This is a genomic window from Vagococcus fluvialis, assembly GCF_048815235.1.
In the GTDB taxonomy this organism is placed as follows: Bacteria; Bacillota; Bacilli; order Lactobacillales; family Vagococcaceae; genus Vagococcus.
Genome location: NZ_JBMEAO010000012.1, coordinates 22,524 through 47,893 on the forward strand (window position 1 = coordinate 22,524; position 25,370 = coordinate 47,893).

Sequence of the window (25,370 nt, forward strand, 5' to 3'; positions counted from 1 at the left end):
TAGAAATAGATAAAGCATCTTCACAATTTTTTCATAACTAATTTAATGTTATTTAGGATTTCGGGAAGATTGCTGTTAATTCTGAAACTATTTGATGGTCTCTTGTATAAAAGTCAACACGTATAGCATCATCAGTCGATTCAACAATAGCATAAGTTTTTAAATGACTGTACATACCACGAGGCTGCGAGATGCTCCCTGGGTTTAAATAAAGAATACCATCTACCATTTCAGCTTTTAGCTTATGGGTGTGACCGTAAAAACAAAGAGTTGCCTCTTGCTCCTTAGCTGCAAATGATAACTGAGTTAATCCCATATTAACGTTAAACAAATGTCCATGAGTCATATAGACACGGTCTGATTGAATAGATAAACTAACATCCTTTTTAAAGTTTGGTTGATAGTCACAATTCCCTGCTACAACGACTAACTTATTCCATAAAACATCTGAATCTTTTAATTCAGAATCACCACAATGAAACATGCCATCTACCTTTTTTTCCCATGTTGAAACAATATCTACTAATACATCTCTATCTCCATGATTATCACTTACAACTAAATATTTCATTTTACTCCTCCATCCATTGTTTGAAGTCATTTACCAACAATTTAATTGCTTCTCCGCGGTGGCTAATTTTATTTTTTTCTTCTGATGTCAACTCAGCTACAGTTTTATCAAATTTTGGCACATAAAATAAAGGATCGTAACCAAATCCGTTTTCTCCTCTTGGAATCGTACCAATTTCACCAGCTAACTCTCCCGTCACCACTAAACTTTCTTTATTAGGAGCTGCTAAAACAAGTGTACAATGAAACTGAGCTGTTCTTTTTTCTTTTGGAACGTCATATAGTTCATGTAACAATTTAGCGTTATTAGCGGCATCACTTTTGTTCTCACCTGCATATCTTGCTGAATAGACGCCTGGTCTACCACCAAGGGCATCAACCTTCAGTCCTGAATCATCAGCCAATACGATACTATTAACCAATTTTGAAATTGTTTCAGCTTTCAAACGAGCATTTTCTTCAAAAGTTGTCCCTGTTTCTTCAACGTCCTCTATTTCAGGATAATCTAATAACGTTTTTATTGAATACCCTTCTGCTTGAAACATCTCTTCAAACTCTTTGGCTTTGCCTTGGTTTCTAGTTGCAATTAAAATTTCCTTTTTATTTAGGTTCGTCGGCAACTGTGTCTCAACTTTTTGTAAACTTGCTTTTTGTTTTGTAATTAATTCTTTAATACTTTCTTCTCCAAGTGATAATAATGTATTTAATTCTTCTTTAGAGAAAGTTGCCTCTTCCCCTGTCCCCTGAATTTCGACCATTCTACCAGATTCTGTCATAACTAAGTTCATGTCTACTAATGCTGAAGAATCTTCAACGTAATCTAAATCAGTCACACACTCACCAGAGGGTAAAATTCCCACACTAATAGCAGCTAAGTGTTCCTTAATAGGATTTTCAGTTAGCTCTTTTGACTCCAATAATGTATTTATTGCTAATTGAAGTGCAACAAAAGCTCCTGTAATACTAGCTGTTCTAGTTCCACCGTCAGCTTGAATCACATCACAGTCAACAACTATTGAACGCTCCCCTAATTTCTCTAAATCCACTACAGCTCTTAAAGAACGACCAATTAAACGTTGGATTTCCATAGTTCTTCCTGTCAGTTTCCCTTTACTACTTTCACGTCTGTTACGTGTATTGGTAGCTCTTGGTAACATACTGTACTCAGCGGTTACCCAACCTGTTTCGCTACCTCTTAAAAAAGGAGGCACATTGTCTTCTATTGTGGCACTCACAATTACTTTTGTCTGTCCAAAACTCACTAAAACTGAGCCTTCTGGATGAATTAAGTAATCCGTTTCAATTTCTACTTGTCTGATTTGATTTAATTTTCTATTATCGTGTCTCATTATTTTCATCCTTTATGGTAACGTAATTCGATTAACTGAAATTTTATCTAAATTAAGCCAATCGTGAGTAATATCTTCAAACAATTTTTTTGATCCTGTCATAAAAAATTGATGTTCTTCATTTTTATTGCTAGCGTCAGCTGAAATATCGTAATAATCTAATAACATACTGACTTCTGTGACTGTTTCAGCACCTGAATCAATTAATTTAACAGTTGGTCCCATCTTTTCTTTTATTAAGGGCTTTAATAATGGATAGTGAGTACATCCCATTACTAGTGTATCAACATTTTTATCATTAAAAGCCTCTAAGGTCTCATCGACAACTTTCTTTGCAATAGCTGATTCGTATTGTTTACTTTCGACAATAGGAACAAACTTAGGACAGGCTAACCCAATGACTTCTGTTTTTGGCGCTTTTCTTTGAATTGCTTTGGTATATTCACCGCTATTAATTGTTCCAACTGTACCTATTACGCCTACTCTATGAGTATTCGTTAATTTCAATGCCGCTCTTGCTCCTGGGATGATAACTCCTACAACAGGAATATCTAACTCCGCTTTAATCTCCTCAAGTGCAACAGCTGTTGCTGTGTTACAAGCAATTACTAACATTTTTATATCTTTACTTAATAAAAAGCGTGTCATTTCCCATGTGAATTGTTTTATCTCTTCAACAGGTCTTGGACCATAAGGACATCGTAAGGTGTCACCTAAGTAATAAACAGTTTCATTAGGTAATTGCTTTATAGCTTCTTTTACTACAGTCAATCCACCTACGCCTGAATCTAAAAAACCAATTGGTCGGTTGTTACTCACATGATTCACTCCCTTTTGTTCATTCTTCTATTTTCTCTTTAAAACGTATTTAATTCAAGTTTTTTATGGCTATTTGATTAAAAAGATAACAACTTACATTTTCGTAAGGTTGCTGTAAGTTTTATCCCTTTAAAATCAGCATTAATTCCGTCATACTAAGGATAAAAAGAGGTGTTTGTGTGACATCACAAAGAATCTACTCAGTCATTAAAACTATTATTATTTATCTTATTTGGCTTGTTTTTTCTCAAGCCATTCCAAAAATAAACTCGTTTCTAAACACATTGACTTACGGAAAGATAATTTCAGATACTTTTGCAATTATTTTAGTTCTGTTTATGTTTTATTTCATACATAAAAAACAAGCCTTATTAAGTATAGCCGAAAATAATAAGCCTAAGACACTAAATTTTACATCACTTATTCTTAGTATTTGTTTTGGTTTGTCATTTGTTATTAGTCTAGCTGTTCATTGGAAAACGGATGGTAAGCTATTAATCACTCATCAATTAGGAAATAATAATTGGCTCTTTTTATTACTTAGCGCTGTTTTTATGGAATTTCTCTTTCGAGGTATCATCCCTAATTTATTTAAAAATAACTTAGCTAAATTCCTTATATCCACTGGCCTTTTCTCTATTAGTCTACTGCCATTTGATAAAAACACTATCTTATCAGCCTTTTTAATCGGCAGTTTTCTTTATTTAATTTGTTGGTTTAGTCATTCTTTGTTTCCAAGTATTATTGCCCACTTTATTATTATGTCTAACTTTTCTTTATCCAATATTAGCTTATTTTTCATAACTGTTTTATTAATCATGTTTACTTTTCTAAAGACTTTTCAACTAGATAAAAATGATACTAACCAAGAGGCTAACTAACATAATCCTCTTGTTTAGTATCTTTTTTTAATCTTTTATAAAGTAACGCTTGGTTTAGCATTTAAAGAACCATCAGCAAAATGACCTTTTTCAGCTTCAATAAAAGCAGCTGCCCCAATCATTGCTGCGTTATCTCCACACAACTTAAACGGCGGTATGATAAAATCAACAGTTGGTAGCTCTTTTGATAGTTCTTCTTCTAAAGTTGTTCTTAACCCTTTATTAGCGGCCACACCACCAGCTAAAATAACTTGCTTCACATCAAATTCTTTTGCTGCCCGAATCGTTTTATGAACTAAAACATCAATCACACTAGCTTGAAAACTAGCTGCTAAGTTTTCTTTGATTAGTTCTTCGTTACGTTGTTCCGCATTATGAACTAAATTAATAAAAGAACTTTTTAGTCCACTAAAACTAAAGTCATAATTATCCTCTTTCATCATTGCTCTAGGAAACTTGTATGTGTCTTCTCCTAAATGAGCCAATTCATCAATTTCTTTGCCACTAGGATAACTTAATCCAAGAACACGTCCAACCTTATCATAGGCTTCACCACAAGCATCATCTCGCGTTTCACCAATAATCTCAAAATCTCCATGCTCTTTCATAAGAACTAATTCCGTATGTCCTCCACTAACAAGTAGAGCTAAAGCTGGAAAAGTCATTTCTGAAACAAATCTGGCTGCGTAAATATGACCTGCCATATGATTAACAGGAATAAGAGGTAAGTCATTTGCCCAAGCAAAGCTTTTAGCTGCTTGAATACCAATTAAAAGTGCTCCTACAAGACCAGGTCCATAAGTAACTGCAACAGCACCTAAATCACTGACTGTCACATTAGCCTCGTCTAATGCTTCTTCCATACAGCCTATGATTTGTTCCACGTGATGTCGACTTGCTACTTCAGGCACAACTCCACCAAATCGTTTATGACTATTAATTTGCGAAGCAACAATATTTGATAAAATAATATTACCGTTCTCGATAACAGCAACACTTGTCTCATCACAACTACTTTCAATCGCTAAAATAAGTTGTCTTTCTTTTCCTTTAAATATACTCAAATCATTCACTTCCTATAAATCTAGATGCCATATTAGCGCATCTTCTTGTGGTTTGTGGTAGTATTTTTTTCTTCTACCTAATTCTTTAAAGCCGATTTTCTTATAAAATAATTGAGCCTTTTCATTACTTTCTCTCACTTCTAATAAAAGACGTTTTACTTCATTTTCTTTTAAAAGCTCTAAACCTTTTAACATCAGTTCTTGACCAACGCCACTTCTTTGATACTCACTTGATGTAGCAATTAATTCTATCTCACTATCTTCATAGCAAAAAGAAAGCAATAAAAAACCTGCTATTTCATTATCTCTTTCTACAATGACGTGTATATGATGTTCTTGATTAAAAAAAGAGATAAACTGTTCTTTCGACCAAGGAGATCCTTGTTCAAAAGAAGTAGCACTTATTTGATAAAAAGCTTCGCCCAACGTATTTGTATCTATTTCGTTAACCATTTATTATCCTTCCAACACATAAGTCATCTCTAGAGCATCTTCATTATTTTCTTTATAGTATTTTTGTTTGATACCAGTCACAAAATAACCATATTTTTTATAAAGCTCAATGGCTACTATATTTGATTTTTTAACTTCCAAACTGATTGTTAAACAGCCCTTAGCCCTTGCAAAAGATTCGCCTTCCTTTAGTAATAAATAACCAAATCCTTGATTTTGGTGACTAGGAAGGACTGCTATGTTAGTAATATGCGCCTCGGTTTCATCTGTTCGAATCCCAATAAAACCAACGTAGTGATAATTATTAAAAACCTTTAGATAACGACTTGTATTTTTTCTAATTAATTCAGACCAAAAAATAGTGTAACTCCAAGGAGATTTCCCATAAACACGTTTCAGCGTCTCTTGTAATAAATAAATATCTGTTAGATTCGCTACCTCAAAAGTAATATGATTAGACTCGTTTAACATAGTGAGAGTCCTCTAGTGCCTGATGCGTCTCTAACCATTTTTCTTCTGCTTCAACTTTTTTCAAATAATTTGGATTAAATCCTTCAATATCATCCACTAACTTAGCTTGATTCCCTAATCTTAAGAAAGCTTCCCCATGTGGGACATTATCTGTCTCATTTTTGTGGTAATAAAACGCGTCACATTCATAAGAATTTATTAACTCATGAAATACTGGAACGTCTAATCCAACAAAAAGAACTCTTTCTGTTGTCACTTTTAACTCTTCTGCCCACTCTTTAAAAGATATATGTTTTTCAGGTATTACCGTTATTAGTTCCTCATCAACCCACTTATAAGCAGCTGAATAGACATTCTCCCTACGTGCGTTAATTAATGGAACGATTAGCCCGTCCCATTTATCTTGTCCTGCAGCAATTAAAGCTAAAGTAGACACACTATATAAATCAATCTTTAAAGTCCACGCTAAGGTTTTAGCAGTGGTCACGCCAATTCGCAGTCCAGTATAAGAACCAGGTCCTTGAGCGACTATGATTTTTGATAAATCTTTTGGTTTTTTGCCATTTGAAGACATTAAAAAATCAATCCCAGGCATCAATGTTGTACTGTGATTTTTTTGATTCGTTGTAACATAGCTTGCTGTTAGTTGGTTATTTTCTGCTAAGCAAAGCAACATGCTTTGATTAGATGTATCTATTCCTAAAACTGTCATTATCATCGACCCTTTTTCAAAGTATTCTGTTACATTGTAGCATAATTCTTCCTTTTTTATTATTTTATTGGTCAAAAAAAGGCTGAGTTTTTCTCAGCCTTCCCTTTTATAAGAACCGTAATATGTTTTCATCTCGAACAATAAACCTATCAAGTGACTATGGTAAGGAATAAAAATATCTTTTTCAATTAATTCATTAATTTCATCTAAAGACATCCAAGCAACATCTTGTACCTCTTCTTCTTGAATCACTACATCGGCTAAATCTACATCCGCTTCAATAACATAATAGTCTTCAAAGCCTCGATTATAATTAATAGATAATTGAGGTAACATACCTTCAATATCAAAGCTTAATCCTAATTCTTCTTGAATTTCACGTTTAACACCTTGAGAACTTGTTTCACCACTGATTACACTACCACTAACTGAAATGTCCCAATAATTAGGCCATGTTTTTTTATCCGTTTGTCTTTTTTGGACAAGTAATTGATTTTTCGAATTAAAGATACAAGCACCAATCACAATTCGGTACTCACCCTCTAATAAATCTAATCCAGATGTCACTGTTTTATTCAGCTTTTGTCTATCCACTGAATAAACATCCCATGTTTCCACCAACTAAAATCACTCCTCAGTATTTTCTACTCTCGTGTCCTTAATTTTAATCCGTTCAACAACAGTTTGTCTAACTAATAAGGCTGTGAAAATGACTCCTTCTACTTCAAATGAAAAACCTTTTTCCACTTCATTACCGTAGACACTCGTCATATATCCCCCTAAAGTTACATTACCATTAGGGTCTTCTAAATCATCTAAATCAAAAAAGTGTCTGATTTCATCTAATTCAATTTTTCCTGCTACTAAATATTCTTTTTTTCCTATAGATTGAATCATTTTTTGCTCGGTATCTTGTTCATCTTGAATATCACCAACAATCTCTTCAATGATATCCTCAATCGTTACAATACCCACTGTACCACCGTACTCATCAACTACCATTGCTATATGTTTATGCTCTTCTTGCATTTTCCTTAAAACATCTTTAACAATCATCGTTTCCATAACAAAGATTGGTTTAGCAATCTCTTCTGCTAGCAATCTATTTTTATCAATATAAGAAGCTCTAACAAGTTTTTGCAAAGTCACATAACCTAAGATATCATCCTTTGACTCTTTTATAACTGGATATCTTGTATAACCAATCTCTAGCATAACTGGAATTGCATCTTCAACAGTCATATCATAATCAAATACTTTCATATCTAATCGGTTAGTCATAATTTCTTTAACCTGACGCTCATCAAATTCAAAAATATTAGATAGGTAATTAAACTCTTCTTGGTTGATTTCACCTTTATCTAGACTATCAGCAGCAACTAAAAGAATCTCTTCCTCAGAAAGAGTTTCTTCTGCTTCACCTACCATATGAATACCAAATAATCGCCCAATTAAATTAGCTGAATGGTTTAATAGTTTAATAAATAAAAAGGTCGCTTTATAAAAGTAGTGTAACGGCTTAGCGATTGCCATCGTTACTTTTTCAGCATTCGCAATACTATAAGATTTAGGTAATAACTCACCCACCACGACTTCTACAAAAGTTACTAAAAAATAAGATAATATCATGGAAATTGTTAAAGCTAAACTTTTACTAATAGCTAAGTTACTAAATAAAGGCTCAATCAACCCTCTTACAGTTTCCTCTCCAACGCCCCCAATAATTAATGTTGTTAACGTAATCCCTAGCTGACAAGCACTTAAATAATCATCTAAATGATGCACTAAATGTAAACCTAATTCAGCCTTTTTTTCTCCATTTGCCGCTAATTGTTCTAATCGTGAAGATCTTACCTTCACTAAAGCAAATTCTGCTGCAACAAAAAGGGCTGTAATATAAATCATTACAGCAATTAATAATAATTTGATTCCTATCATAAAACACCTCATAATGTATCTATTCTTCTTACTATATTAGAACAATAAGAAGAAAAAAGATACTTTTTAAACTAAATATTTCTAAAAACAGAAAAAGAAGATAACTAATTAGTTACCTTCCTCTAATTTTGTCTAAATCAGTTTTAAAGCGTATCAACAAAACGAATAAACGCTTTTTCACCTTCACTGTCTTTCATAAAAATCGTTTGTTTATCAATGTTTTCATCAATTTGATCATACAAACGATCATTGAGTAACAAATCATCTTTTACGTTTACAACACCTATTAAATCAATCATTGTAAAAGGATCCACTAACAATTGCTTATATGCCACAGTTCGACTAAAAGCGTCAGATGTATCTCTTAAAATTAAATCAACGACATAATCTTCCCCATCTTTGTAAAAAATAGGAGTCATTCCATGTTGTGTATTTCCTTTACCGTCACTTGCGATAATATCAAGAGATGGGTATGAGTATTGTTGCCATCTTAGATTTAAGTAATCAATGCTGTTTAAAAGATTCTTTTTAGATGTTGTTCGCAAACGAATAACAGATAACGGCCATTTTACGACAGACGCCTTCACAGTCACAAATCCGGGGATGTCAAATGAATACTCATCTTCTGCTTGAATCAGTGGTAAAGTTGCTTCTCCTCCAAAATAAAAACCATGATCTTTTTTCTCATTTTTTATTGGATCAAATGAAATAAAATAATGAGGAAAGATATCTACTAAACGTAACATTGACTCATGACTTTGTCTTGAATTAACAAAGGGAATATGTTCTTCTGTACTGAATATGGCATGTTCCTTGATTAAAGGTTCTGGATGATAATAAAATCCCCAACTTTCTCCTTTTAAATTCATTCGAATGATACGTTTTGTTCGATTCTTTTTCTGACCAAATCCTTCACTAGAAAAACATTGTTGGCATTCGTTGTCATGAAAAACGGCTGGTTTAGTTTGTCTAATTCGCCAAGTTGAATCATTTTTAACCATGATACCATCTTGCTTTAAATTGTCCTCAATATACCCATTTACTGTATTTAATAAATAAAAATAATCAGTTGCCTCTTTTGGTGAAGAATCATAGTGTTTAGAAAATAACGCATTAACAACAGATGTGGGAGGCGTTAACAAATCTAATAGTTCAGATTTTAAATGCTCAACTGAATCAAGGGAATCTGCTGATATCTTTCCATTTTCACTTGCAATCAGAATCATCTCATTTAATAAGTCATCAGTTGTCACTTGTTCTTGTACACATTCCTCTAAAGTCTCGCCTTTATTATCCCATTCACCTATTAATGAAACTAATCGATTTCTCAAATAAACTTTATCTAATAACATCCAACCTCCAGATTGAATAGCTGTCTCAATAAAACAATTGATATAATCTTCTCTCATTTGACTCTACTCCTTCGCATTAATAACCATTCGGGTGTTTTTGATGCCACTTCCATGCTGTTTCTAGAATGGTTTCAACATTCGTATGGATTGGTTGCCACCCTAGTATGTTTTTAGCTTTTTCTGGTGATGCCACTAAAATTGCTGGATCCCCAGCTCTTCTTTTTGACATTAAAGTCGGAATTTCTTTTCCTGTTACCACTCTAGCAGCTTCGACCATTTCTTTAACAGAAAAACCTTGAGAGCTACCTAAATTAAATACCGAACTATCATTTCCTTTTTGTAAATAGTCAAGTGCTAACACATGGGCAGCGCTTAAATCAACCACATGTACATAATCCCGAATACAAGTCCCGTCATCTGTTGGATAGTCATTTCCAAAAATAGATAAATGCTCTCTTTTTCCTAAGACTACTTCTAAAATAATAGGTACTAAATGAGTTTCTGGCGTATGATCTTCTCCAATAGAAGTATCTAAACTAGCTCCAGCTACATTAAAATAACGTAGTGCAACAAATTTTATACCATAGGCTTCATCACACCATTTCATCATTTTCTCCATCATTAGCTTACTCTCACCATATGGATTTTTAGGGTTTGTTGGGGTCGTTTCTAAAATAGGTATCTCCTCAGGTTCACCGTAAGTGGCTGCTGTAGATGAGAAAACAATATGATTAATGCCTAATTCATTCATGACTTCTAATGTTATTTGTGTTCCATAAACATTGTTATTAAAGTATTTTAAAGGATTAGATACAGACTCTCCTACTAAAGAACTTGCTGCAAAATGAAGTACTCCTGTAATATTTTCCTTTTTAAAAACAGATAATAGGAACTCTTTGTCTCGAATATCTCCTTGATAAAACAAAGCCTTTTCATGAACAGCCTCTTTGTGTCCTGTCATTAAATTATCAATAACAACCACATGCTCTCCTTTTTCAATCAGCGCTTGTACTGCATGTGAACCGATATAACCTGCGCCACCTAATACAGCAATTGACATAAATATGTTCCTCCTCGTACAAAAAATAACGATACTCCCACTATTTTACACTAAATAGTAAATAATAACTATAATGATATTAGAGGATAATAAAAATCAATATGACAAAAAAACGAGAATGACATCAAAACATTCTCGTTTCTTATATATTTTTTATGATAACTAATCTATTAATCTTTTAGTAATGAACCTGCTGCTTCATCAATAATAAGAATAACATCTGAGTGATCTTGTAAGGCACTAGCCGGCACATCTTCAGTTATTTGACCTTCCACAGTATCTAAAATCGCTTGCGCTTTTTTAGGTCCGTATGCTAATAAGATGATTTTTTTAGCTTGTAAAATTGATTTAATTCCCATTGAATAAGCTTTTGTTGGAACATCTTCTTTTTTAGCAAAATTTCGGCTATTAGCTTCAATCGTTGATTCAGTTAATTCCACCTCAGCAGTCGTTCCTTCAAAGGAAGAACCTGGTTCGTTAAAACCAATATGAGCATTTTCACCAATTCCTAAAATTTGGATATCAATTGGATTATCAGCAATGATTTGATCGTATCTAGCACATTCTGCTACGCCATCTTGAGCCATGCCATCAGGTAAATAATTATGTTTAAAAGGTTTAGCATCAAAAAGATGTTTTCTCATAAAATAATCATAGCTTTGATCATTACTTGAATCTAATCCTACATATTCATCTAAGTTCACTGAATTCATTTCACTAAAATCTAAATCACTGGCAACGATTTCCTGGTATAAAGTCTCCGGTGTACTTCCTGTTGCTAATCCTAAAGTTTTTACATTTCCTTTTGCCATTTCTTTTTGGATAAGCTCAAAAGCTACTTTACCACCTTCAAATTGATCTTTTACTTTAATAATTTCCATTTGTCATGCCCCTTATCGTTTTGGTATAGTCCAATTATATAATTTATTCAATCAAAAAACAAGAGTTACTTTTTTTCTTCAGACACTTTTGTTAACAGTATTTTTCTTGTAGCTAATTTTTCAACAAAATATCTGTCATGACTCACCATAATAAGGGTTCCGTTAAAGGTTTCAAGTTGGTTCTCTAACCACTCTCTAGTATTGATATCCAGATGATTGGTTGGTTCATCTAAAATTAGGCAGTTAATAGGTCCATTCATTAAACACGCTAGCTCCAACCTTACTTTTTCACCACCACTTAGGTGACCAACTTTTTTGAACACGTCATCCTTATAAAACTTAAAGTAAGATAAAATCCGTCTAGCATCCTGCTCTAAAACAGTGACTCTACTCCTAAAATAATCTAGCAGACTTTCATTGGGGCGAGTAAAATCAATTACTTGTGATAAATAACCAATTTCAACACTTTCCCCAACTCTAACTTCACCTTCATCAAAAGATTCTTCTCCAAGTATTATTTTTAAAAGAGTTGTTTTCCCAACACCATTACCGCCAGTTATAGCAACTCTTTCACCTCGGTAAATAGATTCATTTAAATCACTGAAAATAATTTGTTCGTCAAATATTTTCCACAAATCTTTAACTAGCACAACCTCTTTACCTGATTTTTGACTTTCACTAAATCCTTTTTTTATTGCCTTATTTACTTCGTTATCAAGTTGAATCTTATCCATTTTTTCTAGTTGATTTTCTAATCGTTTCGCTTTTTTGAAATGCTTTTCGTTATCACTTATTGCTCCCCAATGTCTAAATCTACGGATAGCATCTTCCGTTTGTTTGATTTCCTTTTGTTGTTCATGATAGTTTTTTTCTAAAGCTAGTTGTTCTATTTCTTTTAGCTCTTTAAATTTCGTATAATTTCCTTGATAAGAACATAAATTTAACGACTCGATCAAAACAACTCTTTCAACTACTTGATCTAAAAAATACCGGTCATGAGATACAACAATAACGGTTTGGTCGCTATGTTTTAAATAATTTTCTAACCAAGAAAGACCGGTTGTATCAAGATGATTTGTCGGTTCATCTAATAACAATACTTCGTTATTTTCCAATAAACATCTTGCTAATTTCACTAATGTTTGTTGACCACCACTAAGAGTGTTTACTGGTTGTCCAAGTAATTCTGTTACCTTTAATCCTGTTGCAATACTCTTAATTTTTTCCTCAATAACGTAACCGTCTTTTTCCATGAACTCTTCTTGGAGATGCCCATAACGTTCTAACAGACTCTCCATATTACCTGTACTCTCAGACCTCGACAAATCAGACTCTAATTCAGCTAATCTCTTTGCAAGATTCTTAATATCTTTTTGACCATTATAAATATAATCGAATACTTCTTCATTTGAATCAACAATACTATGTTGCTCCAAGTAACTAATCTTTTGATTTTTTGATAAAGAAATACTCCCTTTATCAGGTAATTCTAAACCTGCAATTAATTTTAATAAAGTTGACTTACCAGTTCCATTATTTCCTACTAAGGCAACTTTTTGACCATCATTTATTTGAATACTTGCTTCTTTGATTAAAACTTCGCCAAACATCGTTTTAGTTAATTGATTTATTTGTAACATATTTATCCTCTTTCTTAAACAACCATTCAGAGGGTAAAGAAAAAGGCCGTAGTTAGACTACGACCTTGTTATTCTACTTGTAAAGAAGTTCTTTACTAAATGGTCGTTTTCACATTATTTTCATTAATTTTAGACAGACTAATCCAATTAATTGAAAACACGGAAATAATTGCACGACAAAGGTACAAGAACTTTAATTCAGTTTTGTTATTTTTATTATCAGTGCGGACCATTTAGTATTCACCTCTTTCCTATTTTCTAATATTATAACACAGTTGTTATCATTTACTCAACTGTCACACTTTTAGCTAAGTTTCTTGGTTTATCAACATCTAAATCACGGTGTAAACTGGCATAATAAGCAATAAATTGTAATGGAATAGCCATTACTAAAGGTGTCACTAATTCATGCACTTTTGGTAACACAATGCTGTCACCCTCTTTTTCAAGACCTTCTAAAGCAATCACTAAGGTATTAGCTCCACGGGACTCAACTTCCTTGATATTACCTCTTGTATGAGAACTAGTTAACGTATTTGAAATCAATCCGATAACAGGTGTTCCTTCTTCAATTAAAGCAATCGTTCCATGTTTTAATTCACCAGCTGCAAAACCTTCAGCTTGAATGTATGAAATCTCTTTTAACTTAAGCGCCCCTTCTAATGACACGGCAAAATCTAATCCTCTTCCAATATAAAAGGCATTTCTTGCAGTTCCTAAGAAAGATTCACTTAATGACGCATACATTTCTTTTTGGTCAACTAAAGTTTCCATAGCACTAGCCACTATTCCTAATTCATGAATGGCATTTAATTTTTTGGCAGACTCGTTGTTTTTCACTTCACCTAAAGCTTTTGCTAAGAGTAACATAACAGCAATTTGAGACGTATATGCTTTTGTTGAAGCTACAGCAATCTCAGGGCCTGCATGAAGTAATAAAGTATGAGTTGCTTCTCTTGAAAGTGTTGAACCTTTAACGTTTGTAATAGTTAAAGATGGGTAGTTTAATTCATTCACTTTCACTAATACTTGGCGACTATCTGCTGTTTCTCCACTTTGAGTTAAAAAGATGAAGTATGGATTTTTAGAGATTATTGGCATTTCATAGCCCATTTCACTAGCCAGGTGAACTTCAACTGGAATTTGCGTTAACTCTTCTAACATTTTTTTACCAACTAATCCTGCGTGCCAACTAGTTCCACAACCAACGATATAGATTCTATCAGCTTCTTTTAGTTCTTCTAAAATAACTTTAGAAATTTTTGTTGAACCATCTTGATTTAGGTATTCTTGAATTAATGTTCTCATAACAGCTGGCTGCTCATCAATTTCTTTTAACATGTAATGAGGGTATAAGCCTTTTTCTGTATCACTAGCGTCAATTTCAGCCGTAAATGGAGCTCTTAATACTTCATTACCTTCAACGTCTGTAATCGTCATTTTAGTTGGTGTTAAGATAATACGTTCCTGATCCATAATTTCAACAAATTGATTTGTTTCATTAATCATCGCCATAGCATCACTACCAACAAGATTGTATCCATCTGCTAATCCGATCAATAATGGGCTTTTATGTTTTGCTAAATACAGCGTGTCATCTTCTTTAGTATCAATTAAAGCTAGTGCATAAGAACCTTTAGCTTCTTTTAACATACTAGAAAAAGCATCAAACGTACTTAGACCAATACGTGAAAAATAATCTACAACTTCTACTAGTACTTCGCTGTCTGTGTCTCCAGAAAGAGTAATATCTTGTAAATATTTTTCTTTTAATTCTTCATAGTTTTCAATAACGCCATTATGGACTAAACCAAAACGTAGTGATTTAGATAAATGAGGATGAGCATTTTCCTCTTTAGGTTCCCCGTGAGTTGCCCATCTAGTGTGTCCAATACCTGTTCCGCTACTTGTCATATTTTGGGTAGACTCTTCCAATTCAGCTACTCTGCCAGGTGTTTTTTTTATATTTAATTCTGAATTTTCACTAAGCATTAAACCAGCTGAATCATATCCTCGATATTCTAATTTATGTAAACCTGTTAAAATAATTTCCTTTGCATTTTGACTACCTACGACTCCTACAATTCCACACATTAATTCTGCCAACTTTCCATTGTTATTACTTCTGTCCTGCTTGGAATCTCTTTTGTCAAAAGTATTACTACTTAGTTTTGTAAGATTCCTATAGAATACAGTTCCTAGAATTATCCGCCGAAATATTCGATAAATTCTTTCCTCGTCACCTATTAAGGTCTGGCGCTTTAAAATGGTATAGATAAAAAATACCTTTATTTTACAGAAGCAAGAGTATAATACTTCTTTTATCAACACCAGTCAATGATTTATGTTGTTTTTTTCGTTTTTACCACTAATTGGTATAGATAAAACAAAAAGATTAGCCCGTTATGGACTAATCTTTTTCTCTTACTGTACAAAATCAGCTAAAACAATTTCAGTATTTTGTTCTTCAAATTCAACAGGTTCTTCTTTATCATTTGGTACATCTTTATTTCCAAGACGATTGTCAAAATTCATATTAATATCTGGTCGCATTGATTTATCAACACTTCTTACAAAAAATTGTTTTTCAATTCGACTGATTGTTTCATCGACATCAATGTCATCTACATAAAGAACAACATATTTTTGTTTTCTTGACACATGATGAACATACCCAAAACGACGTAAATTTTTTAATTGTTTTAGACTATACACCCATACAATCAATCCACGTCTTGGTACAACATCTAAAGAATTTGTGTCATAAACTTCCTTATCCAACATGACAGTTTCCTCCACATCCTCGTTTAGCAAATTCAAAAAATGGATTTCCTGCGTCTATTTTAATATCATCTGAAATAGATTTCGCGATATCAAACGTTAGGTAATCTAACATATTTTGTAGAGAAGTCTCATTATATTTAAATTCACTGACTAATTCATTTGTATCTAATTGACGCTTTGCTTTTCTAACAGCTCTTCTTGTTTCTTTAAAATCTGGTGCATATTTCCCATAAGGCTCTACACGTTCAAACTTTTCTTTTGCTGATAAAAAGTCATCTCTGATTTTAGTAACTTCTGAATCAATTGCCATTGCTTCAAAACTAGTTAAGTAAGCGTCAACCAAGTGACTTTGATTAATTTTTTTTGATAAGTCGCTTACTGAATTTTCAATAGCTAACACTTCGTCATTATAAATCAATTGTTATCACTACTTTCTGTTGTTTGGCTTGCTTCATTTTCAGGTCCAAGAAAGGTCATCACCATTTCCTCATTAAAAGAAATTCCTATTAAACGGTCAGTCTTATGAGCTAGCTCCTCATGATAAAAGCGACTACCATACCAGTTTGTCACCATAAAAGGGACATCAGTTACTGGATAATAAAAAATACCATGAGTTTCTTTTTCCTTTAAATCAACTTTAGTTGCTAATTTTTTTAGTTCCTTTTCATTAAGTAAAAAAGTTGAAGAAATATCTTCTTTATCCACCATCTCTTGCCATGATTTAAGACGTGCTTCATCTTCTAATATATCTTCAGGTTTTTCAATTAGTGTTTGTAAAGATTCTGTTGCTCCTACTTGAAGTTTAGAGTCTAAAACATATTTTTCTTTCTCTTCTTTTTCTCGTAGAAGGTTTAATATCGCTATTAATTGCTCTCTATTATCTTGATTAACTTTTCCCCAAGTTTCAGGAGGTGTTTGCAACCCTTGCTTCACCTTATTTTCTTGGTTCATCTGATACGGCATTAATGCTAACAAACTATTTTTATCAAGATAACGAACTGCCATTAATTGACCATTCCCTTGATTAATATGAAGCATAGCAAAAGTCCCGTTGTTAAAAGCAACCAGTGGGCGATAGTTCATATCATCTTCTGTTAGTTCAACTTCGTACTTTTCATCACCATATTCAAAATTAAAATTAGAAAAAATAGTTGTTATCTCAGCTAAATCAACTAAATTCATTCCCATTGAAAACGGACTAGAGTCAACCTTTTCCCCTAAAACAAAAATACTTGTTACCACATGATTTCTGATTTCAACTTGATACGTATCCTCCACAGTTTCTCCGTAGACCAACCACTTGGATCCATTATATGAGTCCCATGTTTTTTTAGGATTAGGAAATTCTTTTAAAAATTCTTTTTCAGTTTTTCCAATATGGTTAGCCATACCTGTTGTATTAAGCTCATAATAAGGAACTGATTTATGAGACACTTTAACTTCTTCAACCAACAAATCATTTTTTGGCTTAGGTTGATTTCGAGAAGAAATGACAGGCTTCATGTAAACTATACTAAATACTATAATTAAGCAAACAGTAAATTCAAAAAAACGTTTCATTCCTTCACTTCTCTTTCCTATATACTTAAATCAATTAATAAGTCTCCAGATTGAATCGCTTCACCACTAGCTACTAGAACGCGTTTAACAACACCACTGCGTTTAGAATGAATCGTTGTTTCCATCTTCATTGCTTCTGTAATAAGTAACGCTTGACCTTTTTCAACAGTGTCACCAGGTTGTACTAAAACATCTAATACAGACCCTGACATCGTCGCTCCTACATGAGCTTTGTTAGTTGGTTCAGCTTTTTCTTTCATCATAACCGTTGATTTTACATTACTGTCTTTCACAACTATCTCACGTCTTTGACCATTTAAATTGAAGAATAGCACTCTATTTCCCTCTAAATCAGGGTCTCCAATTTGGTCTAATGTAATAATTAATGTTTTTCCTTTTTCAATGCGAACTTCAATGGTTTCACCTATTCTCATTCCTTGGAAGAACGTTGCTGTATCCAGTAGTTCAACATCACCAAAACTATCATTCATCTTACAATAATCTAAAAAGACTTGTGGATACATAATATAACTAATCACATCTTTTTGACTTGGTTCAAATCCTACCAATTCTTTTAATTCCTTTTTAACTGAGGCAAAGTCCACTGACTCAGCTAAAGAACCAGGTCGAACCTCAATTGATTCACGACCATTTAGTATCACTTCTTTAAGCTCTTTAGGGAATCCTCCTGTGGGTTGACCTAAATCGCCTTTAAAGAAACTAATCACTGATTCTGGGAAATTCAACTCTTTACCTTTTTGATAGATATCATCGCTACTCAGTTTGTTTTGAACCATAAAGAGTGCCATATCACCTACCACTTTAGATGATGGCGTCACCTTAACAATATCACCAAATAACAGGTTAACTTCAGCATAACGTTCTTTAATTTCTTCCCAATTTTCTTCTAATCCCACAGCTTTTGCTTGTTGTTGTAAATTAGAATACTGACCTCCTGGCATTTCATGAGCGTAAACTTCAGTTTGTGGGGCACTAATGCCATTTTCAAATGGACTATAATATTTACGTACATCTTCCCAATAATGGTTAATTTGTTGGACATTATCTATGTCTAATTTCGGCGTTCTAGGACCATCAACTAGAGCATAATATAAACTACTCATACTTGGTTGGCTTGTTGCACTACTCATAGCGCTTGTAGCAACATCAACAATGTCAACGCCCGCTTTTGTTGCTGCAGAATAAGTAATAATTCCATTTCCAGCTGTATCATGTGTATGTAAATGAATTGGCACTTCAACTGTTGCTTTTAATTCGGAAATTAAATGATAAGCTGCTTGTGGTTTTAGTAAACCAGCCATATCTTTAATCGCAATAATATGAGCTCCCATTTTTTCAAGCTCTTTAGCCATTTCAACGTAATAAGCAATATCGTATTTAGCTCGTCTCTTATCCATGACGTCACCCGTATAACAAATTGTTCCCTCTGCAATTTTGCCAGCATCACGAACATATTGAATACTTTTTTCCATTTGTGGTAACCAATTTAGACTATCGAAAATACGGAACACATCGATTCCTTCAGCTGCAGCGACATCAATAAATTCTTTTAAGACATTATCTGGATAATTTTGATAGCCAACAGCATTTGAACCTCTAAATAACATTTGGAATAACGTATTTGGCATTAATTTACGTAACTTTTTAAGCCTTTTCCAAGGGTCCTCATTTAAGAAGCGGTAAGCTACATCAAATGTAGCTCCTCCCCACATTTCACTAGAGAATAGTTGCGGAATAGCTTGTTCTGTTTCTTTCGCAATATGGTTTAAATCAGTTGTTCTCACTCGAGTTGCTAATAAGCTTTGATGAGCATCTCTAAAAGTTGTATCTGTTAAGAGTAGTTCATCTGTTGATTTAATCCACTCAACAACACCCTCAGCACCTGATTCTGTTAATATGTTTTTTGCTGTTACTATTTTAGGTTTAGTCTCAATTATTTTAGGTATACGCGGTTCTGTATAATAGATTTTAGGGCTTTTTTCAATACCTGGGAAACCATTAACTGTTACTTCACTAATGTATTTCATTGTTTTGTTCCCGCGGTCTCTCACTCTTGGAAACTCAAATAATTCTGGCGATTCATCAATAAAAGTTGTAATAGCCAGACCAGACTTAAAAGTAGGGTGAGAAATAACATTACTTAAAAATGGAATATTCGTTTTAACACCACGAACTCTAAATTCTTTTAAAGCTCTTTGCATTTTAGATATAGTTTGTTCAAACGTAATACCATGAGTACAAGCTTTAACCAATAGTGAATCAAAGAAAGGAGTCACAACTGCTCCAGCAAATGCATTACCTAAATCAAGACGAATGCCGTAACCACCTGGAGAACGATAAGTATCTATTTTCCCTGTATCTGGCATAAAATTATTCAACGGATCTTCTGTCGTAATGCGACATTGAATAGCAAAGCCATGAATTCTTAACTCATCCTGTTTCGGAATGCCAATTTCTTCATGCAAATCTTTTCCCATTGCAATTTCCAACTGAGCCATGACAATATCAACGTCTGTAATCATCTCTGTAATTGTATGCTCTACTTGGACACGAGGGTTAACTTCAATAAAGTAATAGTTATCTCCCTCCACTAAAAATTCAACAGTTCCCGCATTAACATAATCAACATGTTTCATTAATTTAACAGCCGCTTGACAAATTTCTTGTCGCTGATTTTCTGACATTGATACACATGGAGCAACTTCAACTACCTTTTGATGACGTCGTTGAACAGAACAATCTCTTTCAAACAAATGAATCACATTTCCATGAGTGTCTCCTAATATTTGAACTTCAATATGTTTAGGATTTGAAATGTATTTTTCAACATAAACATCATCATTTCCAAATGAGGCTTTCGCTTCGCTTTTAGCACGGTAGAAACCATCTCTTGCTTCTGATTCATTGTGAGCTACACGCATTCCGCGACCACCACCACCAAGGGCAGCTTTAATCATCACAGGATAACCAAACTCATCTCCAAAAGCTAAAGCTTCTTCAACTGAAGCAACGGGTCCATCTGTACCTGGGATCGATTGAACGCCCGCTGAAATCGCTGCTTCTTTCGCTTTGATTTTATCTCCAAACATATCTAAATGTTTAACAGTAGGTCCAATAAAAGTGATACCTTCTTCTTCACATCGTTTAGCAAATTCTAAGTTTTCTGATAAGAAACCGTATCCTGGATGAATCGCATCAACATGACTTTCTTTTGCGATACGAATAATATCTTCAATATCTAAGTAAGCATCAATTGGTTTTTTTCCTTTTCCAACTAAGTAAGCTTCATCAGCTTTAAAACGGTGAATAGATTTTTCATCCTCAGCTGCATAAATTCCAACTGTTTGAATCCCTATTTCGGTACAGGCACGAAATACGCGAATGGCGATTTCTCCTCTATTTGCGACTAATACTTTTTTCATATCTATTCCCCCAATACTCATCTTATCTTTGATAATCTAACATACTTGAATCATGGTATTCTAAAGCGATTCTTTTATTATGTTCATCAAATGTTCTTTTCTTTTCATCTGCACTAATATTTAAAGCAAATCCAATTCCTATAGATAAGGTTAATAAACTTGATCCACCTTGACTTAAGAATGGGAAGGTTACCCCCGTTAACGGAATAATCCCTGTAATACCACCTATATTAATAAAGGTTTGAATGAGAATCATACTCCCAATACCAATACACATCATAGAATTAAATGTATTTTTAGATTTTATTCCTATCATTAAAATTCTTAAAATTAAGAATAACAAAATACCTAAAATAAGTAAGGCTACTATTAAACCTAACTCTTCAATAACAATAGAAAACATAAAGTCAGTTTGAGCTTCTGGTAAGAAACCTTTCTTTTGAATACTGTTTCCAATACCTAAACCAAACCATCCTCCGTTACTCATTGCATAATAAGAGTTAACCATTTGATGACCATCACCTAAAGGATCAACAAACGGGTTATCAAAAGTTCTAAAACGATTATAAACATATTTAAATCGGTCTGGGAAAAGTGCTCCACCTGTTAAAGTGATTAAATTAATAGCTAAGTAAGATCCTAGTACACCACCGCCCATTGCTAAGACTGTATACCAATAATTAATCCCACTAGCAAAAACCATAATAGAAGCAATCATAGCTAGTATAACAGCCCCACCATTATCTGGTTGGATAACAACTAGAAAGATTAAGCCGCCTATTAAAACTAATGGTTTGAGAGCAGCTTCCTTAAAACTAGCATTTATCATATTTTGCCTACGAGATAAAATGTACGCTAAATACCAGATGATGACTATTTTTAAAAATTCGGCTGGTTGAATAGTAAATCCAAAAATATTTAACCAACCATCAGCTCCACCACCAGATTGCCCTAAATTTGAAAACTTAGTCAATACAAGCATGGAGCTAATTGCAACTATTGCAAACATAATAAACCGTTTATTTTGAAATACCTTAGTTTTCATTTGATAAATAAAAGTAATGGCTATTAAACAAGCAATAAAAAAGACTGCTTGCTTAATAGCGTCTTGTCCAGGGTTTTTCCCTGCAGCTGCTAATTTAGCAGAACTGGCACTGTAGACCATGATTATCCCTAGAACAGATAAAATTAGATATGGAATTAATATGCCATAGTCTAAGTACAAACGTTTTTTGACATGTTTTGGCATATGCTTTACTCCTTAACTGAATCTTTCTTTTTTTGCTCATCATAAACTGAACTATAAACTTCATTCAATTCTTGTTCTAACTCATTTACCAATTGGCTTCCTTCTTTTCTGGATAAAATGCCAATTTTTTGAGCATATTCAACTTGTTTAGAAAATCCAAACATTTGTGTATCTACAACTTCTTCAAATGCTTTACATTGCGTAATGCATTGATAATTTCTTTGATTAGTAATTAATTGTCTGATTTTTGAGGCTTCTTGATTCAACGCTTCTATTGCCTCTTTTTTCACTATCTCCAAAACCATGATAGTCCTCCTTAACGACTTCTTTATATAAGTAAATGAGGATCTTTTTTTTCCTCACAAAAATAGCCATTATAATTTTATATCTTCTATCTATAATAGTCTATTTTGACTATGCTTGTAAAGAAAACAGACAATAAAAATAGGGTAAAAGAAAATTCTTTTACCCTACCAAACTTTATTATTAAATTGCAGCCAAACGTTTGTTAACTTCTTCCCAGTTAATTACGTTAAAGAAAGCTTTAATGTAATCTGGACGCACGTTGCTATATTTTTTGTAATAAGCATGTTCCCAAACATCTAATCCTAATAAAGGAGTTTTTCCTTCAGTTAAAGGTGAATCTTGGTTAGGAGTTGACATAATTTCAAGTTTACCATTGTTATCAACTAACCATGCCCAACCTGAACCGAAACGACCTACAGCAGCTGCTGTAAATTGCTCTTTAAACGCGTCATAACTACCAAAAGTAGATTCAATTCCTTCTTTAATAGCACCTGTTGGCTCACCGCCACCATTTGGTCCCATAATTTCCCAGAAGAAAGCATGGTTAGCATGTCCGCCACCATTGTTACGCACAGCCATACGGATGTCTTCAGGAACATCATTTAAGTTTGAAACTAATTCTTCAATTGATTTTGAACCTAATTCAGGATATTTTTCAATCGCTGCGTTTAAGTTTGTCACATAAGTATTGTGATGTTTATCATGATGAAGTGTCATAGTTAATTCATCAATATGTGGTTCTAATGCATTTTTTGCATATGGTAATTCAGGTAATGTATAAGTCATTATTAAATCCTCCTAATGATCATTGTTATCTCTAACACCTTAATCATACCATTATCCCACATTAAAAACAAAATATTGAACCCTCAATACAAAAACTTGTCTAAGGTCTTTAAAAACGTTACAATTAAGCATATTGAAGATTTAAAGGAGATCCTATGAGTACATATAAATTAATCAAATCAACATTTAAACAACCAGCTCTTTTAATTGAAGCTAGAAACAAGAAAGGTTTTCATGTTTTCTTTTATATGATTTTTCTTTCTTTATTATTAAGTTTGCCAGTTGCTTTTCAAAGTATGGGGCTGCTAAGTTCATTACAACAAGATGGTGAAAAAATCGTTGCAGAAATGCCTGATTTTTCCATTGAAGATAATAAACTAAAAACAACTGAAAAGGATTCAGGATTTATTTATCAAACAGATTCAATGATTTTTACCTTTGATCCTGATGGTAAGAGAAACAAACAAGATGTGCAATCAGATGCTTCAAAAGGTGTTCTTACCTTAGCATTATTAAAAGATGAAGTAGTTCTAGTTTTACCAACTGTGGGTTCTACAGCTGATGTAATCGATAGTAACGTCTTATCATTACCATACTCTACACCTCAGTTAAGTAACATTAATAAAGCATTTGTTAGTGATTTATTAACACAGAGAACCCAAACAACAATTTTATTTTTGATTGTCTTAATAACATCTGTCATAATTATTTTTGCAAGTTTCCTATTTGACCTAATTATTATGACATTCTTTGCTAATCTATTTACTAAAATGAAAATGGTTCAGTTACGTTTTGGCGAAGTCTTTAAAATATTAGTTTATTGCTCAACATTCCCAACACTTTTAACTGTATTATTACAATTTGTCTGGCCAACGTTAGCAATCGGCTCAATTAGTTTAGCTTTAACCTTAATCATTTACTTCAATATTTTCCCAAAACCAAAAAAGCCAACTAAAAAATAAAAAACGACTCCTTTGTGGAGTCGTTTTTTTAATTGTATGTATAAACTGGTTCATTTAACTTATCATCTAGCGTGATACTTAAATTATAATCTGCAAAAAACCAGTCATCGCCTTGTTCAGTAAAAAAAGTGATTCCTTCAAGGACTGTTTCATAATTCACTTGATGTGGCGTAGTCTTTTCAATCCCTGTCGAAAAACCAACGTGAACGTTTGTTGCTCCGCCGTATTTCCCAGAAATTTTTAGGCTATCTCCTTCTTTTAAATGTAATTCTTCTTTATACCAAGCAATTGCTTGGGGTGTGATAGTTAATTCCATTATGTCTCCCCCACTCTTTAATACACTTTATTCTAACACATGTAAAAAAAAGCAATGAGCATTTTGCTCATTGCTTTTTATTTATTTAGCTTTTCATCTAAGTAATCAACATCATCATTTTGTCCAACGACAAGTAGGACATCATTTTCTAAAATGAGTTGATTCGCAGGGGGTGAAACAATCAGTTCACTTTTCCCACGTCGAATAGCTACGATAGTTAAATTGAAATGTTTTCTAAAATTAATTTCTTCAATTGTTTTGTTGTAGAATTTTTTATTCGTTACCATTACTTCAGCTAGAGAGTAATTTTCAGATAGTTCGATGAAATCTAACATATTGTTTGATGTCAATTTATGACCTAATCTAATTCCCATATCTCTCTCTGGGTGGACAACTATGTCGGCTCCTACTTTATCTAACACACGAGCATGATATTCATTTTGAGCCTTCGCTGTTATTTTAGGAACGCCCATTTCTTTCGCCATTAACGTTACTAAGATACTTGCTTGAATATCTTCTCCGATCGCAACAATTACATGATCAAAATTTCTAAGACCTAAAGATCTTAATGTGGCCTCATCTTGAGCATTCGCTACAACTGCATGAGTCGCAATGTTCATATACTCGTTAACTCGGTCCTCACAATTATCTATAGCTAAAACCTCTTGATCTGATTTAATTAGTTCTTGGCAGACACTTCCACCGAATCTACCTAACCCAATAATAGCGAATGATTTCCGCATGTTAAATTCTCCTCTTATCTATTCTTAATAA

General features: G+C 33.3%; 25 protein-coding genes. 2 read left to right on the forward strand and 23 right to left on the reverse strand.

Translation table 11 applies throughout. The annotated features are described in order from the left end of the window. Window positions 1–52 precede the first annotated feature (52 nt). From ACODH8_RS08845 to racE, 3 genes are read right to left on the reverse strand one after another with little or no spacing between them, the layout of a single operon-like run. Complete coding sequence (locus tag ACODH8_RS08845) at window positions 53–571, reverse strand: metallophosphoesterase (protein ID WP_332465833.1); 519 nt, start codon at window positions 569–571, stop codon at window positions 53–55. Between the two features lies 1 nt (window position 572). Further along, window positions 573–1,919, reverse strand: coding sequence for a ribonuclease PH (gene rph, locus ACODH8_RS08850; protein WP_332465834.1), 1,347 nt, complete (start codon window positions 1,917–1,919; stop codon window positions 573–575). 12 nt (window positions 1,920–1,931) lie between these two features. Further along, window positions 1,932–2,738, reverse strand: coding sequence for a glutamate racemase (racE, locus tag ACODH8_RS08855; protein WP_332465835.1), 807 nt, complete (start codon window positions 2,736–2,738; stop codon window positions 1,932–1,934). A gap of 179 nt (window positions 2,739–2,917) precedes the next feature. Here racE and ACODH8_RS08860 point away from each other — a divergent pair, with 179 nt between their 5' ends. Beyond that, complete coding sequence (locus ACODH8_RS08860; protein WP_332465836.1) at window positions 2,918–3,619, forward strand: CPBP family intramembrane glutamic endopeptidase; 702 nt, start codon at window positions 2,918–2,920, stop codon at window positions 3,617–3,619. A 35-nt stretch (window positions 3,620–3,654) separates the two neighbouring features. On the opposite strand, the gene tsaD is transcribed toward ACODH8_RS08860, so the two are convergent. The 18 genes from tsaD to ACODH8_RS08950 form a co-directional block, all read right to left on the reverse strand. After that, complete coding sequence (gene tsaD / locus ACODH8_RS08865) at window positions 3,655–4,683, reverse strand: tRNA (adenosine(37)-N6)-threonylcarbamoyltransferase complex transferase subunit TsaD (RefSeq protein WP_332465837.1); 1,029 nt, start codon at window positions 4,681–4,683, stop codon at window positions 3,655–3,657. Window positions 4,684–4,695: 12 nt separating this feature from the next. Continuing rightward, entirely contained in the window at window positions 4,696–5,136 is a 441-nt protein-coding gene (gene rimI, locus ACODH8_RS08870) for a ribosomal protein S18-alanine N-acetyltransferase (RefSeq protein ID WP_332465838.1), read from the reverse strand. Between the two features lie 3 nt (window positions 5,137–5,139). Beyond that, entirely contained in the window at window positions 5,140–5,607 is a 468-nt protein-coding gene (rimI, locus tag ACODH8_RS08875) for a ribosomal protein S18-alanine N-acetyltransferase (protein WP_332465839.1), read from the reverse strand. Continuing rightward, window positions 5,591–6,319: a tRNA (adenosine(37)-N6)-threonylcarbamoyltransferase complex dimerization subunit type 1 TsaB gene (gene tsaB, locus ACODH8_RS08880; RefSeq protein ID WP_332465840.1), complete on the reverse strand. Its 729-nt coding sequence runs from the start codon at window positions 6,317–6,319 to the stop codon at window positions 5,591–5,593. Before tsaB ends, rimI (ACODH8_RS08875) begins: the two co-directional genes overlap by 17 nt. Before the next feature lie 93 nt (window positions 6,320–6,412). Continuing rightward, the gene (locus ACODH8_RS08885; RefSeq protein WP_332465914.1) at window positions 6,413–6,937 is read right to left on the reverse strand and encodes an NUDIX hydrolase; all 525 of its coding nucleotides are present in this window, start codon (window positions 6,935–6,937) and stop codon (window positions 6,413–6,415) included. A 9-nt stretch (window positions 6,938–6,946) separates the two neighbouring features. After that, the gene (locus tag ACODH8_RS08890) at window positions 6,947–8,257 is read right to left on the reverse strand and encodes a hemolysin family protein (RefSeq protein WP_332465841.1); all 1,311 of its coding nucleotides are present in this window, start codon (window positions 8,255–8,257) and stop codon (window positions 6,947–6,949) included. 143 nt (window positions 8,258–8,400) lie between these two features. Beyond that, a complete protein-coding gene (locus ACODH8_RS08895; protein ID WP_332465842.1) occupies window positions 8,401–9,666 on the reverse strand; it encodes a hypothetical protein in 1,266 nt (421 codons plus the stop codon). A gap of 19 nt (window positions 9,667–9,685) precedes the next feature. Beyond that, a complete protein-coding gene (galE, locus tag ACODH8_RS08900) occupies window positions 9,686–10,669 on the reverse strand; it encodes a UDP-glucose 4-epimerase GalE (RefSeq protein WP_332465843.1) in 984 nt (327 codons plus the stop codon). Window positions 10,670–10,839: 170 nt separating this feature from the next. Next, window positions 10,840–11,550 carry a glucosamine-6-phosphate deaminase gene (locus ACODH8_RS08905; RefSeq protein WP_332465844.1) on the reverse strand — a complete coding sequence of 237 codons (711 nt, stop codon included), beginning with the start codon at window positions 11,548–11,550 and terminating at the stop codon, window positions 10,840–10,842. A gap of 65 nt (window positions 11,551–11,615) precedes the next feature. Beyond that, window positions 11,616–13,190 carry a ribosomal protection-like ABC-F family protein gene (gene abc-f / locus ACODH8_RS08910; protein WP_332465845.1) on the reverse strand — a complete coding sequence of 525 codons (1,575 nt, stop codon included), beginning with the start codon at window positions 13,188–13,190 and terminating at the stop codon, window positions 11,616–11,618. A 285-nt stretch (window positions 13,191–13,475) separates the two neighbouring features. Continuing rightward, entirely contained in the window at window positions 13,476–15,284 is a 1,809-nt protein-coding gene (gene glmS, locus ACODH8_RS08915; RefSeq protein ID WP_420517680.1) for a glutamine--fructose-6-phosphate transaminase (isomerizing), read from the reverse strand. Window positions 15,285–15,614: 330 nt separating this feature from the next. Continuing rightward, window positions 15,615–15,974: a YlbG family protein gene (locus ACODH8_RS08920; RefSeq protein WP_332465847.1), complete on the reverse strand. Its 360-nt coding sequence runs from the start codon at window positions 15,972–15,974 to the stop codon at window positions 15,615–15,617. Continuing rightward, window positions 15,964–16,392 carry a YlbF family regulator gene (locus ACODH8_RS08925; RefSeq protein WP_332465848.1) on the reverse strand — a complete coding sequence of 143 codons (429 nt, stop codon included), beginning with the start codon at window positions 16,390–16,392 and terminating at the stop codon, window positions 15,964–15,966. Before ACODH8_RS08925 ends, ACODH8_RS08920 begins: the two co-directional genes overlap by 11 nt. Then, window positions 16,389–17,534, reverse strand: a complete 1,146-nt coding sequence (locus ACODH8_RS08930; RefSeq protein WP_332465849.1) for a CAP-associated domain-containing protein — start codon at window positions 17,532–17,534, stop codon at window positions 16,389–16,391. The genes ACODH8_RS08925 and ACODH8_RS08930 overlap by 4 nt, the downstream gene beginning before the upstream one ends. 17 nt (window positions 17,535–17,551) lie before the next feature. Next, a complete protein-coding gene (locus ACODH8_RS08935; RefSeq protein WP_332465850.1) occupies window positions 17,552–20,977 on the reverse strand; it encodes a pyruvate carboxylase in 3,426 nt (1,141 codons plus the stop codon). A gap of 22 nt (window positions 20,978–20,999) precedes the next feature. After that, window positions 21,000–22,226, reverse strand: a complete 1,227-nt coding sequence (locus tag ACODH8_RS08940) for an FtsW/RodA/SpoVE family cell cycle protein (RefSeq protein WP_332465851.1) — start codon at window positions 22,224–22,226, stop codon at window positions 21,000–21,002. A 5-nt stretch (window positions 22,227–22,231) separates the two neighbouring features. Continuing rightward, the gene (locus tag ACODH8_RS08945; RefSeq protein WP_332465852.1) at window positions 22,232–22,531 is read right to left on the reverse strand and encodes a DUF1507 family protein; all 300 of its coding nucleotides are present in this window, start codon (window positions 22,529–22,531) and stop codon (window positions 22,232–22,234) included. 181 nt (window positions 22,532–22,712) lie between these two features. Next, window positions 22,713–23,318, reverse strand: coding sequence for a superoxide dismutase (locus ACODH8_RS08950; protein WP_332465853.1), 606 nt, complete (start codon window positions 23,316–23,318; stop codon window positions 22,713–22,715). Between the two features lie 155 nt (window positions 23,319–23,473). Here ACODH8_RS08950 and ACODH8_RS08955 point away from each other — a divergent pair, with 155 nt between their 5' ends. Beyond that, the gene (locus tag ACODH8_RS08955; protein ID WP_332465854.1) at window positions 23,474–24,280 is read left to right on the forward strand and encodes a DUF1189 domain-containing protein; all 807 of its coding nucleotides are present in this window, start codon (window positions 23,474–23,476) and stop codon (window positions 24,278–24,280) included. A 28-nt stretch (window positions 24,281–24,308) separates the two neighbouring features. Here the strand turns inward: ACODH8_RS08955 and ACODH8_RS08960 are convergent, their stop codons facing one another. Both ACODH8_RS08960 and ACODH8_RS08965 read right to left on the reverse strand, forming a co-directional pair. Beyond that, window positions 24,309–24,596 (reverse strand): iron-sulfur cluster biosynthesis protein, encoded by a 288-nt coding sequence (locus tag ACODH8_RS08960; RefSeq protein ID WP_332465855.1) that lies wholly within the window; start codon window positions 24,594–24,596, stop codon window positions 24,309–24,311. Window positions 24,597–24,673: 77 nt separating this feature from the next. Continuing rightward, window positions 24,674–25,339 carry a TrkA family potassium uptake protein gene (locus tag ACODH8_RS08965; protein ID WP_332465856.1) on the reverse strand — a complete coding sequence of 222 codons (666 nt, stop codon included), beginning with the start codon at window positions 25,337–25,339 and terminating at the stop codon, window positions 24,674–24,676. Window positions 25,340–25,370 lie beyond the last annotated feature (31 nt).

Bases quoted from the DNA above. Each gene is read 5' to 3' on its own strand.
- ACODH8_RS08845 (WP_332465833.1), bottom strand. From the start codon at position 571: ATGAAATATTTAGTTGTAAGTGATAATCATGGAGATAGAGATGTATTA.
- rph (WP_332465834.1), bottom strand. From the start codon at position 1,919: ATGAGACACGATAATAGAAAATTAAATCAAATCAGACAAGTAGAAATT.
- rimI (WP_332465838.1), bottom strand. From the start codon at position 5,136: ATGGTTAACGAAATAGATACAAATACGTTGGGCGAAGCTTTTTATCAA.
- rimI (WP_332465839.1), bottom strand. From the start codon at position 5,607: ATGTTAAACGAGTCTAATCATATTACTTTTGAGGTAGCGAATCTAACA.
- tsaB (WP_332465840.1), bottom strand. From the start codon at position 6,319: ATGACAGTTTTAGGAATAGATACATCTAATCAAAGCATGTTGCTTTGC.
- ACODH8_RS08890 (WP_332465841.1), bottom strand. From the start codon at position 8,257: ATGATAGGAATCAAATTATTATTAATTGCTGTAATGATTTATATTACA.
- ACODH8_RS08895 (WP_332465842.1), bottom strand. From the start codon at position 9,666: ATGAGAGAAGATTATATCAATTGTTTTATTGAGACAGCTATTCAATCT.
- galE (WP_332465843.1), bottom strand. From the start codon at position 10,669: ATGTCAATTGCTGTATTAGGTGGCGCAGGTTATATCGGTTCACATGCA.
- ACODH8_RS08905 (WP_332465844.1), bottom strand. From the start codon at position 11,550: ATGGAAATTATTAAAGTAAAAGATCAATTTGAAGGTGGTAAAGTAGCT.
- abc-f (WP_332465845.1), bottom strand. From the start codon at position 13,190: ATGTTACAAATAAATCAATTAACTAAAACGATGTTTGGCGAAGTTTTA.
- glmS (WP_420517680.1), bottom strand. From the start codon at position 15,284: ATGTGTGGAATTGTAGGAGTCGTAGGTAGTCAAAATGCAAAGGAAATT.
- ACODH8_RS08920 (WP_332465847.1), bottom strand. From the start codon at position 15,974: ATGTTGGATAAGGAAGTTTATGACACAAATTCTTTAGATGTTGTACCA.
- ACODH8_RS08930 (WP_332465849.1), bottom strand. From the start codon at position 17,534: ATGAAACGTTTTTTTGAATTTACTGTTTGCTTAATTATAGTATTTAGT.
- ACODH8_RS08935 (WP_332465850.1), bottom strand. From the start codon at position 20,977: ATGAAAAAAGTATTAGTCGCAAATAGAGGAGAAATCGCCATTCGCGTA.
- ACODH8_RS08940 (WP_332465851.1), bottom strand. From the start codon at position 22,226: ATGCCAAAACATGTCAAAAAACGTTTGTACTTAGACTATGGCATATTA.
- ACODH8_RS08945 (WP_332465852.1), bottom strand. From the start codon at position 22,531: ATGGTTTTGGAGATAGTGAAAAAAGAGGCAATAGAAGCGTTGAATCAA.
- ACODH8_RS08950 (WP_332465853.1), bottom strand. From the start codon at position 23,318: ATGACTTATACATTACCTGAATTACCATATGCAAAAAATGCATTAGAA.
- ACODH8_RS08955 (WP_332465854.1), top strand. From the start codon at position 23,474: ATGAGTACATATAAATTAATCAAATCAACATTTAAACAACCAGCTCTT.
- ACODH8_RS08960 (WP_332465855.1), bottom strand. From the start codon at position 24,596: ATGGAATTAACTATCACACCCCAAGCAATTGCTTGGTATAAAGAAGAA.
- ACODH8_RS08965 (WP_332465856.1), bottom strand. From the start codon at position 25,339: ATGCGGAAATCATTCGCTATTATTGGGTTAGGTAGATTCGGTGGAAGT.